Source organism: Pseudonocardia terrae (assembly GCF_021343995.1).
In the GTDB taxonomy this organism is placed as follows: domain Bacteria; phylum Actinomycetota; class Actinomycetes; order Mycobacteriales; family Pseudonocardiaceae; genus Pseudonocardia; species Pseudonocardia terrae.
The window spans coordinates 150,327-164,625 of sequence record NZ_JAJTTE010000009.1; the positions used below are offsets into that span (position 1 = coordinate 150,327).

Sequence of the window (14,299 nt, forward strand, 5' to 3'; positions counted from 1 at the left end):
GCACCTCGACCGCCCCGGCGGGGCGTGTTCGTGTCGACCGTCGGCGAGTCGGGGCCGGCCGGCACCGCCCGGTGTGGGTGAGTCGGGCTTTCCGGGTCGTGCGCCGGTGATGCGGATGTCGGCAGGTAGTCTGTCGACAGTCGGAGGGAGCCCCGTGTCCGTCGAGCCGTTGCCGAACATCGACCGCAGCACGCTGCGGGAGCGCGTGTTGCGGGCCCTGCGCTCGGCGATCACCTCCGGGGCGTACCGGCCGGGTGACCACCTGGGCGAGGTCGAGCTCGCGGGCCGGCTCGGGGTGAGCCGGGGAACCGTGCGAGAGGCGCTTCGGCACCTTCAGCAGGAGGGCCTGGTGACGGCGGGCAACCGCGGGATGCTCCGGGTGAACTCCTTGTCCGCCGAGGAGATCCGAGGTCTGTTCCGGGTGCGGGCGGCGCTCGAGGGACTGGCGGTCACGGAGATCATCGCGCGGCCGGACCGCTCGGCGGCCGTGGCCGCGTTGCGGGCCGCGGTCGACGAGCTGGCCGGCGCGGGGGAGGACTTCGCGGCGAAGGTGGAGGCCGATCTCGGCTTCCACGTCCGGCTGTGCGAGCTGTCGGGCAATCCGATGCTGGTCGAGTCCTGGCGGCACCTGGAGGGCCGGATACGGGTCACGATCATGAACCGGGACCCGGAGGAGGCGCCGGCGATGATGACGCCGGGCCGCCACGCGCCGATCATCGAGGCGATCGAGCGGGGCGACCTCCCGGGCGCGCTGGCCGTGGTGGAGGAGCACATGGCCGCGGCAGCCGACCACTTCACGAGCACTCGCGCGTGCTGAGCCCCGGCTCGTCCGGATTCGGGAAAGTTCTGTCCGACTGTTGACAGTGGGCCCGTGAGGTCGCATGGTTTCTCCATCACTGCCGAGTGTTAACAGTCGGACTGTCGGGAGACATCCACTGCTCGGCCGACAACGGATCAGCGGAGATCACATGTCCGGAGAACACGCGGCCGCGCCGGCGGTCCGGGGAACACCGGCCCGCAGGCGGGTCGCCGTCGGGTCGTCGATCGGGGCGACGATCGAGACCTACGACTTCATCGGCTTCGGCACGGCCGCGGCCCTGTACTTCAACCACGTCTTCTTCCCGTCGACCGACCCGCTGTCGGGGACGTTGCTGTCCTTCGCGACGCTGGGGATCGGGTTCGCGGTGCGCCCGCTGGGCGGCATCATCGGCGGGCACCTCGGCGACCGGATCGGCCGCAAGCCGGTGCTGGTCGGGTCGCTGCTGCTGATGGGCGTCGCGACCGTCCTGATCGGTGTGCTGCCTACGTACGCGCAGGTCGGCGTGTGGGCGGGGATCCTGCTCGTCGCCGTCCGGGTCGTGCAGGGCCTGGCGTTCGGCGCCGAGTGGGGCGGTGCGATCCTGATGACCTTCGAGCACGCGCCGTGGCGCAAGCGGGGGCTCTACACCGGCATCACGCAGGCGGGCTTCCCGGTCGGGCTGCTGCTGGCCAACGCGGCGTTCCTGCTGTCGGTGCCGCTGGGTGACCAATGGGCCTGGCGGGTGCCGTTCCTGCTGTCGGCCGTGCTGATCGTCGTCGGGATCGTGATCCGGCTGAAGGTCGAGGAGTCCCCCGAGTTCGAGACCCTCCGGTCGGAGGGCGAGGTCGCGAAGAACCCGCTGCTCGAGGTGCTCCGTGACGACTGGCGCAACGTCGTGCGGGCGTTCTGCCTGCGGATCACCGAGACCGCCGGCTACGCCATCTCGGTCACCTTCGTGCTGTCCTATCTCGCGAGTGAGAAGCTGGCCGAGCGCTCGACGACCCTGTTCGGGCTGATGCTCGCCGCGGCCCTGGGGATCGTCGCGACCGTGCTGTGGGGTGCGCTGACCGACCGGATCGGCCGCCGCCCGGTCTACCTGATCGGCACCGTGATCTCGGTGGCCTGGGGCGTGCCGCTGTTCCTGCTGCTCAACACCGGGCAGGCCGTGGCGATCGTGCTGGCCTTCGTCGTGAGCTACGCGGTCTGTCAGAACTGCCTGGCGGGCGTGCAGGGCGCCTGGTTCTCCGAGCTGTTCAACGCTCGCACCCGTACCAGTGGCGCGTCGCTCGCCTACCAGCTCTCGGCCGTCGTCTCCGGGTTCACCCCGCTGATCACCACCGCGCTGTTCGTGAGCACCGGCTGGGTCGGCCCGGCGCTGCTGTTCAGCGCGTACGGCGTGCTCGGCCTCGTCGCGACGCTGCTGACCCGCGAGACCTGGGGCCGCACCGAGCGCGCCGAGGTGGCCGCCCTGGAGCAGACCCTCGCCACGTCCGAGACCGCGGCACAGCCCGCTCGCGCCTGAGAAGGAGAGGAATGACCACCACCATCGAGGTCACCAAGGCGGATCGGGTCCGCGCGGCCGCGACCCGCATCCGGCACCACGCCCTGACCATGGGGGAGGTGCAGGGGCAGGGCTACATCGGCCAGGCCCTCGGCGTCGCCGACGTGCTCGCCGCCTTCTACGCGAAGGGCGACGGCGAGCTGCGGCTGCGCCCCGAGGACCCCGAGTGGGACGGCCGCGACCGCTTCCTGCTCTCCATCGGGCACTACGCGATCGCGCTCTACGCCGCCCTCGCCGAGGCCGGGACGATCCCGCTCGCCGAGATCGACACCTACGGTTCGGACGACTCCCGGCTGCCGATGTCCGGTATGGCCTCCTACACCCCGGGCATGGAGATCTCCGGTGGCTCGCTGGGCCACGGCCTCGGCGTGGCCTGCGGGATGGGGCTCGGACTGCGCCACCGCGGCAACCCCGCGCGCGTCTTCAACCTGCTCTCCGACGGTGAGCTCGACGAGGGCTCGACCTGGGAGGCCGCCATGGCGTGCGCCCACCACGGCCTGACGAACGTGACCGCGATCGTCGACGTCAACGGGCTGCAGGCCGACGGCCCGACCCCCGGCGTGCTGAAGACCGAGCCGGTGACCGAGAAGTGGCGGGCCTTCGGCTGGCACGCCGTACGCGTCGACGGGAACGACGTCGACGCACTGCTGGTCGGCCTGGACGAGATCCGCGACCACACCACGGGCCCGTCCGTGCTGATCTGCGACACCCGCACCGGCCGCGGCGTCCCGTTCCTCGAGACCCGGGAGAAGGCCCACTTCATGCCGGTCGCCGAGCACGAATGGTCCGCCGCCCACGACGCACTGGACGGAGTTCAGCGATGAGCGCCCCTGTGAAGAAGCGCCTCACCACCTCGGCGATGATCGCCTCGTTCGCCGACCCCGGTCAGCGCACCGCGTCCGCACCGTTCGGGCACGCCCTGAACCGGCTCGCCGAGCAGCGCCCCGAGATCGTCGGGCTGTCCGCGGACCTGGCGAAGTACACCGACATGCACGTCTTCCGGGACGCGAACCCCGACCGGTTCTTCCAGATGGGCATGGCCGAGCAGGCGATGCTCGGCGCCGCCGCCGGACTGGCCGAGGTCGGGCTCGTCCCGTTCGCCTCGACCTACTCGGTGTTCGCCACCCGCCGGGCCTACGACTTCCTCTGCCTGGACATCGCCGAACCCGGGCTGAACGTCAACGTCGTCGGCGCGCTGCCCGGCCTCACCACCGGCTACGGGCCCAGCCACCAGGCCACCGAGGACCTCGCGATCCTGCGCGCCTGCCCGAACCTGACGATCGTCGACCCCTGCGACTCGGTCGACATCGAGCAGGCCGTGCCGCAGCTGGCCGATCACGCCGGGCCGACCTACCTGCGCCTGCTGCGCGGCAAGGTCCCCACCGTGCTCGACGAGTACGACTACCGCTTCGAGCTCGGCAAGGCGGCCCTGGTCCGCCCGGGCAAGGACGTCCTGTTCGTCTCCACCGGGCTGATGACCATGCGGACCCTGCAGGCCGCGGCCCGCCTCGAGGCCGACCACGTCGACGCGGCCGTCCTGCACGTGCCGACCATCAAGCCGCTGGACACCCAGACGATCGTGCGCGAGCTGCGCACCGACCGGCTCGTCATCACCGCGGAGAACCACACCGTGGTCGGCGGGCTGTCCGAGGCGGTCGCCGCCACCGCCGCCTACGCCGGGATCGCCACCCGGATCCAGCCCGCCGCGCTGCCGGACGAGTTCCTGGCCGCCGGTGCCCTGCCCACCCTCCACGACCGCTACGGCCTGTCGACCGACGCGCTCTGCGCGCGGGTCAAGGCCGCCCTCTAGGAGAGCTCCATGTCCGTCTCGAACCACACCGCCGTCGTCACCGGGGCCGCGTCGAAGCGCGGCATCGGCCGCGCCACCGCCCACGCCCTCGCCGCCGCGGGCTGGAACGTCGCCGTCCTCGACCTCGACGAGGCCGCGGCCAAGGCCACCGCCGACGAGATCGCCGGCGCCCACCCGGTCCAGGCGTTCGGCCTGGCCTGCGATGTGACCGACGAGGCCTCGGTCGCGACCGCCGTCGAGACCCTGGTCGCGGACGCCCCGCCGGTCGGGGCGCTGGTCAACAACGCCGGCATCACCTCGCCCACCCGGTTCCTCGACGTCGACGGTGCCGAGTGGGACCGCATCTTCGCGGTGAACGTCCGCGGCGCCTACAACATCACCCGCCGGCTCGCGCCCGCCATGGCCGAGCGCGGCTTCGGCCGGATCGTGTTCCTGTCCTCGGTGTCCGCCGAGCGCGGGGGCGGGGTGTTCGGCGGCGTCGCGTACTCCGCGGCGAAGGCCGCCCAGCTCGGGTTCTGCCGGGCGCTGGCCCGCGAGATCGGCGAGCACGGCGTCACCGTCAACTCCGTCGCACCGGGTCTGATCGACACCGACATCACCGGCGGTGCGCTGGAGGGCGAGCGCAAGCAGGCCCTCATCGCCGGGATCCCGGTGGGGCGCAACGGCCGGGTGGCCGACGTCGCCGACCTGATCACCTACCTCTGCCGCCCGGAGTCCGGCTACATCACCGGCGCCACCTACGACGTCAACGGCGGCTCGCACATCCACTGAGCTCCGTCGGAGCGTTCCGCCTCGCTCCTATGATTGTTACGGTGCGGTCATGCCAGGAGGCCGGGCAGGGACGCCCGGCCGCAGGGGGTGACCCATGACGACCGGCCAGGCACGATCCGCCGCCACCGGCTCGCTCGCCTACACACCGGGGGAGCGGCGCCGGGTCCTCGCCGCCGCGTGCCTCGGCTGGGGCATGGAGTACTTCGACTTCATGCTGCCGTCGCTGCTGGCGGCGCCGATCATGGCGGCGTACGGGATCGGACCCGGCACGTTCAGCGTGGCGATCCTGGTGCAGCTCATCGGGTCCGCCGTCGGCGGGCTGGCGTTCGGCTACCTCGGGGACCGGTTCGGCCGTCGTCGGACGCTGATCTGGTCGATCCTCATCTACTCGGTCGCCACGGGGCTGGTCTTCCTCGCCCCGAACTTCTGGGTGTTCGTGGTGCTGCGGTTCTTCACCGGCGTCGGCACCGGCGGCGAGTGGGCCGTCGGGTTCGCCTGGCTCAACGAGGCCTGGTCGCCGAAGCGCCGCGGGCTGGGCGGTGGGCTCGTCCAGTCCTCCCTCTGGCCGGCGTACGCCCTGGCGATCCTGGCCGCGCAGCTGCTGCCGGACTGGCGCTACGCCTTCCTGATCGGCGTGCTGCCCGCGCTGGCCTGCGTGTGGGTGCGGTACGCGACACCGGAGTCGAAGCAGTGGACGGAGCTGCAGCGGCGCAAGGCGGCGGGCGAGCTGTCGTCGGACGTCGCGGCGATGGCGCAGCGCTCCGGCTGGCGGCAGCTGTTCATGAAGGACAGCCTGCCGATCATCCTGGTCGGGCTGGTGGCGGCCTTCGGCGCCCAGTGGGTGCCGTACACCGCGACCACCTGGATGCCGTCGCTGCTCAAGAGCGACCTCGGGTTCGACGCGAACGCGGCCAGCCTGGTGCTCTACCTCGCCTCGGCGATCTCGTTCGTCGGGTTCATCCTGGCCGGCTGGCTGTCCGACAAGCTCGGCCGGCGCCCGGTGTTCCTCGTCTTCTCCGGGCTGCAGGCCGTGGTGTTCCTGGTGATGTTCGGGCTCGCCGTGGGCGGCACCGGCCTCGGCGCCTTCACCTGGATGTACCTGCTGAGCAGCCTGTTCCTGGGTTACTTCGGCATCTTCGGGGTGTGGTTCGGCGAGCTGTTCCCCACCCGGATCCGGTCGCTGGGCTCGGCGGCGGCGTACAACGTCGGGCGCGGGCTCTCCGGGTTCGGCACCTTGATCGGCGGGATCGTCGCGGCGGGCTCGGGGTACGGCATCGCCGTGTCCATCGCGGGCTTCGGCGCGGCGCTGGTGTTCCTGTCCGCGTTCTTCCTCAAGGACCGGGCGGGACGCGAGATCACGGCGGAGGACTGACGTGTTCGAGGCGGTGTGGCCCCTGGGCCGCAAGGTGCTGGAGGCGGTCGAGGCGGGGGAGCGCCCCGCGGAGCTCGGCGGCCGCACCGTGGCCTACCTGTGGGACGAGCTGTTCCGCGGGCCCGAGATGTTCGAGGTGATCAGCGAGGTCGCCCGCGAACGCCACGGTGACGTCTCCTTCGTCGGGTGGGAGGCCTTCGGCAACTTCCACGCCTCCGCCGCCGAGGAGAAGCGGGTCCTCGGCGAGCTGCCCGAGCTGCTCCGGGCCCACCGCGTCGACCTGGTGGTCGCCGCCGTCGGTGCTTGAGGCTCCTGCATGCCTGCCGTGATGCGGGCCGCAGCCGCCGCCGAGCGGGCCGGGGTCCCGGCCGTCGCGATCGGCGGAGCCTCGTTCGAGCCGATGGGCCGGGCCATCGGGAAGTCCCTGGGCATCCCGCACGTGCCGATCGTCAGCTACCCGGGCGTGATCCTCACCGACGAGTCCGACGTGTTCCGGGAGAAGATGCGCGAGATCGTCGCACCCGCCGTCGTCGACGCGCTGACCAGGACGTACCCCGCCGAGGCGGCGGCGACCGAGGCCGAGCCGGGGCCCCGGGACGTCGTCGTGCGCGGGGACCTCGACGCCGTGCTCGACGCCTTCGAGGAGCACGGCTGGTCGGACGGGCTGCCCATCGTGCCGCCCACCGTCGAGCGGGTCGAGGAGTTCCTGCGGCACACCCGCAGGGACCCGGACGAGGTGCTCGGCGTGCTCCCGCCGGACCTGCGCGAGGCCACCGTGTGGTCGGTCGCGGTCAACGGCGTCATGGCCGGCTGCCGCCCGGAGTACATGCCGGTGCTGCTGGGGATCGTCGAGTGCGTGGCCGCGCCGGAGTTCCGGGTCCAGGACGCCGGCTCGACGCCCGGGTGGGAGTCGCTGATCGTCCTGTCCGGACCCGTCGTCGAGCGGCTCGGGTTCAACTCGCGCACCGGCGCGCTGCGCGTGGGAAACCGGGCGAACACGTCCGTCGGCCGGTTCCTACGGCTCTACCTGCGCAATCTGGCGGGGCTGCGGATCCTGCCGGAACACACCGACCAGGGGGCGATCGGCGCGTCCTTCCACGTCGTCCTGGCCGAGAACGACGACGCCGTGCGCGAGCTGGGCTGGCCGTCGCACCGCGAGGACCTCGGGTTCGCCGCCGAGGACTCGGTGGTGTCGGTGCGCAGCTGCCTCACGGTGAGCGCGCCGATCTACACCGGCGGGGACTCCGTGGCGGACCACCTGGAGCCGCTGGCGCTGGTGTTCGGCAACGCGATGGGGCCGTGGTCGTACACGGGGATGGAGTTCGGGGCGTGGCACCCGCTGCTGGTGCTCGGCCCGTCCATCGCGGCGGCTCTTGCTCGCCACGGCTACGACAAGCCCGCGCTGCGCCGCTACCTCGCCGAGCACATGCTGATCTCCGTGGCGGAGCTGGAGCGGTGCGCGTGGGCCGTCGGGTCCACGAGCTTCCGGGTGTCGTCGCTGGTCGAGCGGGGGGAGCTGGACCCGCGCTACGCCGGGGACGATCCCGGGCGGCTCGTGCCGATGTGCCCGCGGGCCGAGGACATCGCGATCGTCCTGGCCGGGAACGAGGGCCGCAACCAGTCCCGCGGCTACGTCCAGAACCACGTACAGGGGGTGCCGGTGAGCCGGCGGATCGAGACATGAGCGCCCGAGAGGATCATGACTGGGATCTCGCGGTCGTCGGGGCCGGGATCGCGGGCCTGACGGCGGCGCGGGTGGCCGCGTCACGAGGCCTGCGGGTCTGCGCGTGGGACGCCCTCTCACCCGGCGGGCGGCTGGTCAACATCGGCGAGGTCGTGGGCTACCCGGGCGTGAAGACGACCGGACCGGACCTGATGAGCGCCCTGCTCGAGGAGGCGATGGCCGCCGGCGTGGAGATCGCGTACGGGGAGGTCACCGCGGTCGCCCCGGGGTTCGCGGTCACCTCCGCCGAGGGGGACGCGGCCGCACGGGCGGTGGTGGTGGCGACCGGGCTCACCGACGGCGGGCTGGACGTGCCGGGTGACTGGACCGGCCGTGGCGTCGCGACGTGCGCGACCTGCGACGGGCCGCTCCACGCCGGGAAGCCGGTCGTGGTCGTCGGCGACGACGAGTGGGCGGCCCACGAGGCCCGCGAGCTCACCGCGTTCGCCTCCCGGGTCACGATCGTCGCGCCCGGGGAGCCGCGGTGGTCGGCCGCGCCGGACGGGATCGAGGTCCGCAGGGGCACCGTCACCGGTGTGCTCGGCGAGGACCGGATGACCGGCCTCGCGCTGGCCGACGGCACCGAGCTCGACGCGGGCGGGGTGTTCGTCTACACCGGCGCCCGTCCGCGCGCGGAGCTGATCTCCGACGCCCCCGGCCTGTTCGCTGCGGGGGACGTCGCGGGCACCACCCCCTACCTCGTCGCCGCCGCGGCGGACGGCCTGCACGCGGGCCTCGCCGCCGTCGAGTACCTGGAGGAATCGTGAAGATCGTCGACCCCACCTCCGGCCTGCCCGGCGACGCCGAGATCGCGTCCGTCGCGCACGACGGGATCCCGGAGGACGCGCTCTGCCTGCTCTCCAACTCCAAGCCGGGGGCGACCGAGCTGCTCCGCGGGGTGGCGGCGCGGCTGGAGGCCGAGCGCGGGTTCACCGACATCGGGTTCGCGTCGAAGCCGCAGGCCGCGCACCCGACCGCGGAGGAGACCCTCGACCACCTCGCCGCCCAGTACCGGATGGCGATCGTCGCCATCGGCGATTGAGGCAGCTGCTCGTCGTGGAGTCTCCACGACTCGGTGGAACTGGAACGCCGTGGCGTCGTCCCGTTCCTGATCGTCACCTCGACGTTCCTGCCCTTGGTCCGCGCCCAGGCCAAGGCGCGCAAGGTGGAGCCGCGGGTGGTCGTCGTCGACCATCCGATCGGCGGGCTGGACGGGAGCGAGTTCGCCACCCGGATCGATGCCGCGTACGCCGGGGTCGCCCGCGCCCTCGACGAGATGAGAACGGACGAGATGAGACGGACGAGATGAGGACGGAGGACCCGTGACCGACGTGCTCGACGTCCCGGACCTGAGCCCCGCCGAGTGGTTCGGCTGGGCCGAGGAGAAGGGCTGGAGCGACGGGCTGCCCACCATCCCGCCGACCGAGGACCTGGTCGACGCGATGCTGGCCGCGTTCGGTGGCGACCCGCCGGAGTTCGCCCCGATCCCGCCCGCCCGGATGATCCCGACGCTCCGCTCGGTCGCCGCCAACGCCGTCATGGCCGGGTGCCGGCCCGCGGACCTGCCGGTGGTCGTGGCGGCGCTGCTCGGGACCATGGCCCCCGCCTACAACCTGCACGGATCGCTGGCGACCACGCACCCGTGCGCGCCGATGGTGCTGGTCAGCGGGCCGCTGCGGGAACGGCTGGACTTCAACTCCGGGGGCAACTGCTTCGGGCAGGGCACCCGGGCGAACGCCGTCGTGGGCCGGGCGTTGTCGCTCGTGCTGCGCAACGTGGGCGGTGCGATCCCGGGCACCATGGACCGCTCGACGCAGGGCTCGCCGGCGAAGTACACGTTCTGCTTCGCCGAGGCGGACTCGCCGTTCCCCTCGCTGGCGGTGCAGCGCGGGTTCGCCGCCGACGAGTCCGTGGTGTCGGTCATGGCCGCCGAGCCACCGCACAACGTCAACGACCACGGCAGCCGCACCGGCGAGGAGATCCTCGTGACGATCGCCGGGACCATGGCCGAGTCCGGCTCCAACAACGTCTACGTCCGCGGCCCGCACCTGCTGGTCCTCGGCCCGGAGCACGCGGACACCCTCGCCCGGGACGGCTGGACCGTCGAGACGATCCGGGAGCGGCTGTGGGAGCTGGCCCGGATCCCGCTCGAGCGGATCTCCGAGGGCAACCACGTGCAGTTCGACGAGTCCGGGATCAAGCCCGAGCAGGACGGCTACACGATCTCCGACGGCGCCGGGCAGCTGCACATCTGCGTCGCCGGTGGCCCGGGGAAGCACTCGGCATGGATCCCGTCCTTCGGGGCGACGGAGCTGGTCAGCACCCGTGTCGCCGGATGAGGTCGAGGCGCTCCTGGCCGAGGGGGTGGGGGACGGGCTGCCCGTCGTCGAACCGACCGAGGAGCGGCTCGCCGCGATGGGCGGCGACGACGTCGAGCTCGGGCCGGTCCCGCCCCTGTTCGGCGCGCTGACCAGCAGGAAGGTCGCGTACTACGCGGTCCTCGCCGGCTGCCGGCCCGCCGAGCTACCGGTCGTGGTCGCGGGACTGCGCGCGTGCCTCGAGCCGGAGTTCAACCTGCTCGGCGTCCAGACGACCACGGGCACGGCCGCGGTGTGCATCGTCGTCGGCGGTCCGGTTGTCGAGCGGCTCGGGTTCCACCCCGGGGCGAACGTCCTCGGACCCGGTAACCGGGTGAACGCCTGCGTGGGTCGGGCCGTGGCGCTCGCGCTGGCCGGGATCGGCGGGGCGCGCCCGGGCGAGACGGACATGGCGACGACCGGCCAGCCCGGCCGCTACACCTTCTGCCTGCCCGAACATCGCACCCCGTTCGGCGGCGTCGCCGGGCGCGGCGGCACCGGACGCGACGGATCCGGGCTCGACGGCAGCGGGTTCGACGGCAGCGCGGTCAGTGTGCTGGCCGTCGGCGGGACCGCCGAGGTGCTGCCGCGCGGCGGCGGCGGGACGGTCGCCGAGATCCTCGACCCCCTCGCCCACGCCCTGGCCGGCGCGGTGCGCGCGGCCGGTGACCCCACGCGGATGGCGTCCGGCGCGCAGGCCGTGGTGCTGCCCCCGGAGGTGGCCGGACGGCTGGCGGGTCTGGGGGAGACAGCCGGGTCGATCGCCCGCGCGCTGTACGAGGGCGGCACCGCGCGCGCCGGGCACCCGGTCGCTGCCTCTCCCGCCGACGTTCACGTGATCGTCTCCGGTGGACCGGGGATCAAGATGCTGCACCTGCCCGGCTGGATCGGCGGGTCCCGGGCCGTCCACCGCGTGCTCGACCGGCGCTCCTAGGGGGCGACGTCGCGCCAGCGCACCGGCCGCTCGTACACGCCTGGGAACTTGGTCTCGACGTAGCGCCGGAACTCGGCCATGTGCCGGCGCATCGCGGTGCGGGCACCGTCCGGGTCGCGCGCGAGCAGGGCGGCGTGGATCGCCTCGTGGGCCCGCAGGACCGCCGCCCGCCGCCGCGGTGGGTAGCTCACGCCGAGCGGCATACCGTCCGTGATCAGGTGCAACGACGAGATCAGCAGCTCGAACAGCTCGTTGCCGGCCGCGGCGGCGACGGCGAGGTGGAAGCGGTCGTTCTCGGCGAGGAAGTTCTCCTCGTCGTCGAGGAAGGCGCGCATGCCGGCGATCGAGTCGGCGATCGCGGCGGCCGCCTCGTCGTCCGCCCCGGTCGCTGCCAGAGCCGCCAGCTCCGGTTCGAGGAGCTCGCGGACCTGGATCACCGAGCGGAACGACACGGTCCGCAGCTGCAGGAACAGACCGAGCACGCCGGCCAGGTCGGTGCCGTCGGGCTGCATCACGACGGGGCCGCCGCGCGGGCCGGCCTTGACGGTGATCACCCCGGTGAGCTCGAGGAACCGCAGGGCCTCCCGGAGGGTGCCGCGGCCGGCGGCGAACCGGGCCATCATGTCCCGCTCGCCGGCGAGCCGGGTCCCGGGCTGGAGCGCGTCGCCCGTGATGTCGTCGACGATCCGCTGCGCGATCATCAGCGGCACCTTCTGCGGGCGGCGCAGGTCCGGCCGCCGACGCGGGGACCGGGGGTCGGCGCCGGGATCGGGCGACTCCGTCGTCATTGTTGCACCGCCTCCCGCTCCTACGATGCGCAGGATTGTAGGAGCAGGAGACCCTCCGTCGGCGGTGTCCTCCGTACTCGCTCGAGCCCGGTGGCGGGTCCTCTCAGGCCAGGCAGGTCAGGGGCCGCCCGCCGTTGTAGGCGACCATGTCGCCGAGCGCCGCGATCACGTCGATCGGCGCGCCCCGCTCGGCCCCGGCCAGCTCGGCGTAGGCGCGGTGGAGGTTGCCGACGATCCGCTCGGCGTCGGGCCAGTCGGCGAAGCGCCCGAGCTCGGTGTCCCGCGCGGCCTGCAGCGGCGCGACCCCGGCGGCGCGCCCGCGTTCGGCGAGGTCGAGGACGAACCGCAGATAGTCGAGCGTCGCGTCCAGCGGTGCGCGGTCGTGGAACACCGGACCGTGGCCGGGCACCGTGGTCGTCGCCCCGAGGGGCGCGACGACCGTCTCCAGTACCTCGACCGCCCCGACGACCGAGCCCATCAGCAGGAACGGCGTGCCCCCGTTGAAGACCAGGTCGCCGCAGAACAGGGTGGAGCGCCCGGGGAACCACACCAGCGAGTCGTTCGTGGTGTGCGCGGGCATTCCGACGTGCAGCACGTCGGCGCGCAGGTCCCCGAAGTGCAGCGCGATCCGGTCGGTGAAGGTGAGGAACGGCGGGTCGAGCGGCAGCGAGCCCCAGTCGGGGTTCTCCCAGAACGGCAGCTCCCGCGGCGGCCCGAACGCGATCATCTCCTCGCGGGCGCGCTCGTGCGCGACGATCGTCGCCGTGGTGAACAGCGCGTTGCCCCAGGTGTGGTCGCCGTGATGGTGGGTGTTGACCAGCGTCCGGACCGGCGCCGCGCTGACGGACGCGATCGCGGAGGCGAAGGCGCGGGTGCGCCGCTCGGTGGAGCAGGAGTCCACGGCGACCACACCCTGCGGGCCCACCGCGAACCCGGTGTTGTTGATCCACCAGGTGCCGTCGGGCTGGACGTAGGCCCAGATCCCGTCGGACACCTCCTCCAGCGTCGGCCGCCCGGGGATGGTGATGTCGTGGGGGTGGGCGCTCATGCGCGGGCCTCCGTTCTCGCTCCGTTCCCCCACCCTGGCAGGCGGGGAGCGGGTCGGCGGGTGGGAATGGGTGGCAGGTGCCTCGTCTGACGTTCTGATCGTTCCGGTGTCCGCGACCGGGCCGCGGTCGTGCCAGACGACGGTGGCGCTTCGTGACAGGGGAGGGACAGTTTGCTCAGGCTCGTCGTGCATCCGTGGCGCGATTGGCGAGCCGCATCGGAACGAGGCCTGCAGGACGATCTCGGCCGTGTCCAGGTACGGCGTGGCCTCCGCGGCCGACGTCTGGCCACCGGTGGTCTGAACGGTTGCCTGGTCGGCATAAGCGCTGACGCACCGAGAGGCCGGACGGCTTGGCGTGCTCACGGGCGTTTCCAGCCGGGCGGGCCGGAGTCTGCAACCAGAGCGGCCGGCTGATCGAGAAGGCTCGCCTTCGGTTGTAGCCGTTCGCGACGGAGCAGCGGCTCGGCTGACAACTCCGGCTGCTGTCGCGACGCCTTGGGTCGTCCAGGCGGCTCGGGCTGTACAAGCGAGGGCCTCTGAGCTGCAGACTTTACCTTGTGTTCGAAGAGATGTTCGAGTAAGGTCGGGGCATGCTCCCCAGCCCGATCGCCGACGCGTGGGGCCTGCTCGACCAGGCCGTCGACGCGCTGGTCGCCGCGACCGGACCGGGCGCGGCTGCGAGCGAGTTGGTGCAGACGCTGCGGGTGCGCGAATCGGTCACCCGGCGCCTGGAGCAGCTCGGCGTGCAGGTAGTGGCCGAACTGGACCGGCGCGGCACGTTCGCCGAACACGGCTACGCCTCCCCGACCCGGGCGCTGCAGGATCTGCTGTGCCTCGACCGTGGGGTGGCCGCGCAGCGGGTCGCCGTCGCCGACGCGGTCTGCCCGCGGATCGGGCTCGACGGCGCCGCGCTGCCCGCCCGGCTGCCCGCGACGGCGGAAGTGTTCGCCGCCGGGAACACCTCCCTGGCCCACGTCGCCGTGCTCACCCGGCTGCTGGCCTCCCCGCCCGCGGCCCGGTTGGCCCCGGAGATCTGGGCCGGCGCGGAGATCCAGCTCGCCGACGCCGCCACCAGCTACACCCCCCGCGAGCTGCAGCAGTGGGGCACCGCGCTGCTCGAGGCCCTCGACGAGGAC

The 14,299-nt window shown here is 72.8% G+C and carries 14 protein-coding genes; 12 read left to right on the forward strand and 2 right to left on the reverse strand.

Features of this window, described 5'->3' with window-relative positions; translation table 11 throughout:
* Nucleotides 1–154 precede the first annotated feature (154 nt).
* The 11 genes from LWC33_RS08675 to LWC33_RS08735 all read left to right on the forward strand — a co-directional run bounded on the left by LWC33_RS08675 (nt 155) and on the right by LWC33_RS08735 (nt 11,327).
* On the forward strand, nt 155–817 hold the full coding sequence (locus LWC33_RS08675; RefSeq protein WP_233303732.1) for a GntR family transcriptional regulator: 663 nt from the start codon (nt 155–157) through the stop codon (nt 815–817).
* Nucleotides 818–968: 151 nt separating this feature from the next.
* The gene (locus LWC33_RS08680; RefSeq protein ID WP_233303733.1) at nt 969–2,321 is read left to right on the forward strand and encodes an MFS transporter; all 1,353 of its coding nucleotides are present in this window, start codon (nt 969–971) and stop codon (nt 2,319–2,321) included.
* A gap of 11 nt (nt 2,322–2,332) precedes the next feature.
* Entirely contained in the window at nt 2,333–3,184 is an 852-nt protein-coding gene (locus LWC33_RS08685; protein ID WP_233303734.1) for a transketolase, read from the forward strand.
* The gene (locus LWC33_RS08690) at nt 3,181–4,170 is read left to right on the forward strand and encodes a transketolase family protein (protein WP_233303735.1); all 990 of its coding nucleotides are present in this window, start codon (nt 3,181–3,183) and stop codon (nt 4,168–4,170) included. The genes LWC33_RS08685 and LWC33_RS08690 overlap by 4 nt, the downstream gene beginning before the upstream one ends.
* Nucleotides 4,171–4,179: 9 nt before the next feature.
* Nucleotides 4,180–4,941, forward strand: a complete 762-nt coding sequence (locus LWC33_RS08695) for an SDR family NAD(P)-dependent oxidoreductase (RefSeq protein WP_233303736.1) — start codon at nt 4,180–4,182, stop codon at nt 4,939–4,941.
* Nucleotides 4,942–5,035: 94 nt separating this feature from the next.
* Complete coding sequence (locus LWC33_RS08700; RefSeq protein WP_233303737.1) at nt 5,036–6,313, forward strand: MFS transporter; 1,278 nt, start codon at nt 5,036–5,038, stop codon at nt 6,311–6,313.
* 13 nt (nt 6,314–6,326) lie between these two features.
* On the forward strand, nt 6,327–7,997 hold the full coding sequence (locus LWC33_RS08710; RefSeq protein WP_443719700.1) for a UGSC family (seleno)protein: 1,671 nt from the start codon (nt 6,327–6,329) through the stop codon (nt 7,995–7,997).
* On the forward strand, nt 7,994–8,803 hold the full coding sequence (locus LWC33_RS08715; RefSeq protein ID WP_233303740.1) for an NAD(P)/FAD-dependent oxidoreductase: 810 nt from the start codon (nt 7,994–7,996) through the stop codon (nt 8,801–8,803). Before LWC33_RS08710 ends, LWC33_RS08715 begins: the two co-directional genes overlap by 4 nt.
* Nucleotides 8,800–9,345 carry a UGSC family (seleno)protein gene (locus LWC33_RS36710; protein ID WP_443719699.1) on the forward strand — a complete coding sequence of 182 codons (546 nt, stop codon included), beginning with the start codon at nt 8,800–8,802 and terminating at the stop codon, nt 9,343–9,345. Before LWC33_RS08715 ends, LWC33_RS36710 begins: the two co-directional genes overlap by 4 nt.
* A 13-nt stretch (nt 9,346–9,358) precedes the next feature.
* Nucleotides 9,359–10,375 carry a hypothetical protein gene (locus LWC33_RS08730; protein WP_233303743.1) on the forward strand — a complete coding sequence of 339 codons (1,017 nt, stop codon included), beginning with the start codon at nt 9,359–9,361 and terminating at the stop codon, nt 10,373–10,375.
* On the forward strand, nt 10,362–11,327 hold the full coding sequence (locus LWC33_RS08735; RefSeq protein ID WP_233303744.1) for a hypothetical protein: 966 nt from the start codon (nt 10,362–10,364) through the stop codon (nt 11,325–11,327). Before LWC33_RS08730 ends, LWC33_RS08735 begins: the two co-directional genes overlap by 14 nt.
* Here LWC33_RS08735 and LWC33_RS08740 read toward each other — a convergent pair.
* Nucleotides 11,324–12,115: a FadR/GntR family transcriptional regulator gene (locus LWC33_RS08740; RefSeq protein ID WP_233303745.1), complete on the reverse strand. Its 792-nt coding sequence runs from the start codon at nt 12,113–12,115 to the stop codon at nt 11,324–11,326. The genes LWC33_RS08735 and LWC33_RS08740 overlap by 4 nt on opposite strands.
* 103 nt (nt 12,116–12,218) lie before the next feature.
* Complete coding sequence (locus LWC33_RS08745; RefSeq protein WP_233303746.1) at nt 12,219–13,163, reverse strand: MBL fold metallo-hydrolase; 945 nt, start codon at nt 13,161–13,163, stop codon at nt 12,219–12,221.
* 590 nt (nt 13,164–13,753) lie between these two features.
* Here LWC33_RS08745 and LWC33_RS08750 point away from each other — a divergent pair.
* On the forward strand, nt 13,754–14,299 hold a 546-nt coding region (locus LWC33_RS08750; protein WP_233303747.1), incomplete at its 3' end, for a DUF222 domain-containing protein.

Excerpts from the sequence above, each read along its gene's own strand:
- LWC33_RS08680 (WP_233303733.1), top strand. The coding sequence starts at position 969 with ATGTCCGGAGAACACGCGGCCGCGCCGGCGGTCCGGGGAACACCGGCC.
- LWC33_RS08685 (WP_233303734.1), top strand. The coding sequence starts at position 2,333 with ATGACCACCACCATCGAGGTCACCAAGGCGGATCGGGTCCGCGCGGCC.
- LWC33_RS08690 (WP_233303735.1), top strand. The coding sequence starts at position 3,181 with ATGAGCGCCCCTGTGAAGAAGCGCCTCACCACCTCGGCGATGATCGCC.
- LWC33_RS08695 (WP_233303736.1), top strand. The coding sequence starts at position 4,180 with ATGTCCGTCTCGAACCACACCGCCGTCGTCACCGGGGCCGCGTCGAAG.
- LWC33_RS08700 (WP_233303737.1), top strand. The coding sequence starts at position 5,036 with ATGACGACCGGCCAGGCACGATCCGCCGCCACCGGCTCGCTCGCCTAC.
- LWC33_RS08715 (WP_233303740.1), top strand. The coding sequence starts at position 7,994 with ATGAGCGCCCGAGAGGATCATGACTGGGATCTCGCGGTCGTCGGGGCC.
- LWC33_RS08740 (WP_233303745.1), bottom strand. The coding sequence starts at position 12,115 with ATGACGACGGAGTCGCCCGATCCCGGCGCCGACCCCCGGTCCCCGCGT.
- LWC33_RS08745 (WP_233303746.1), bottom strand. The coding sequence starts at position 13,163 with ATGAGCGCCCACCCCCACGACATCACCATCCCCGGGCGGCCGACGCTG.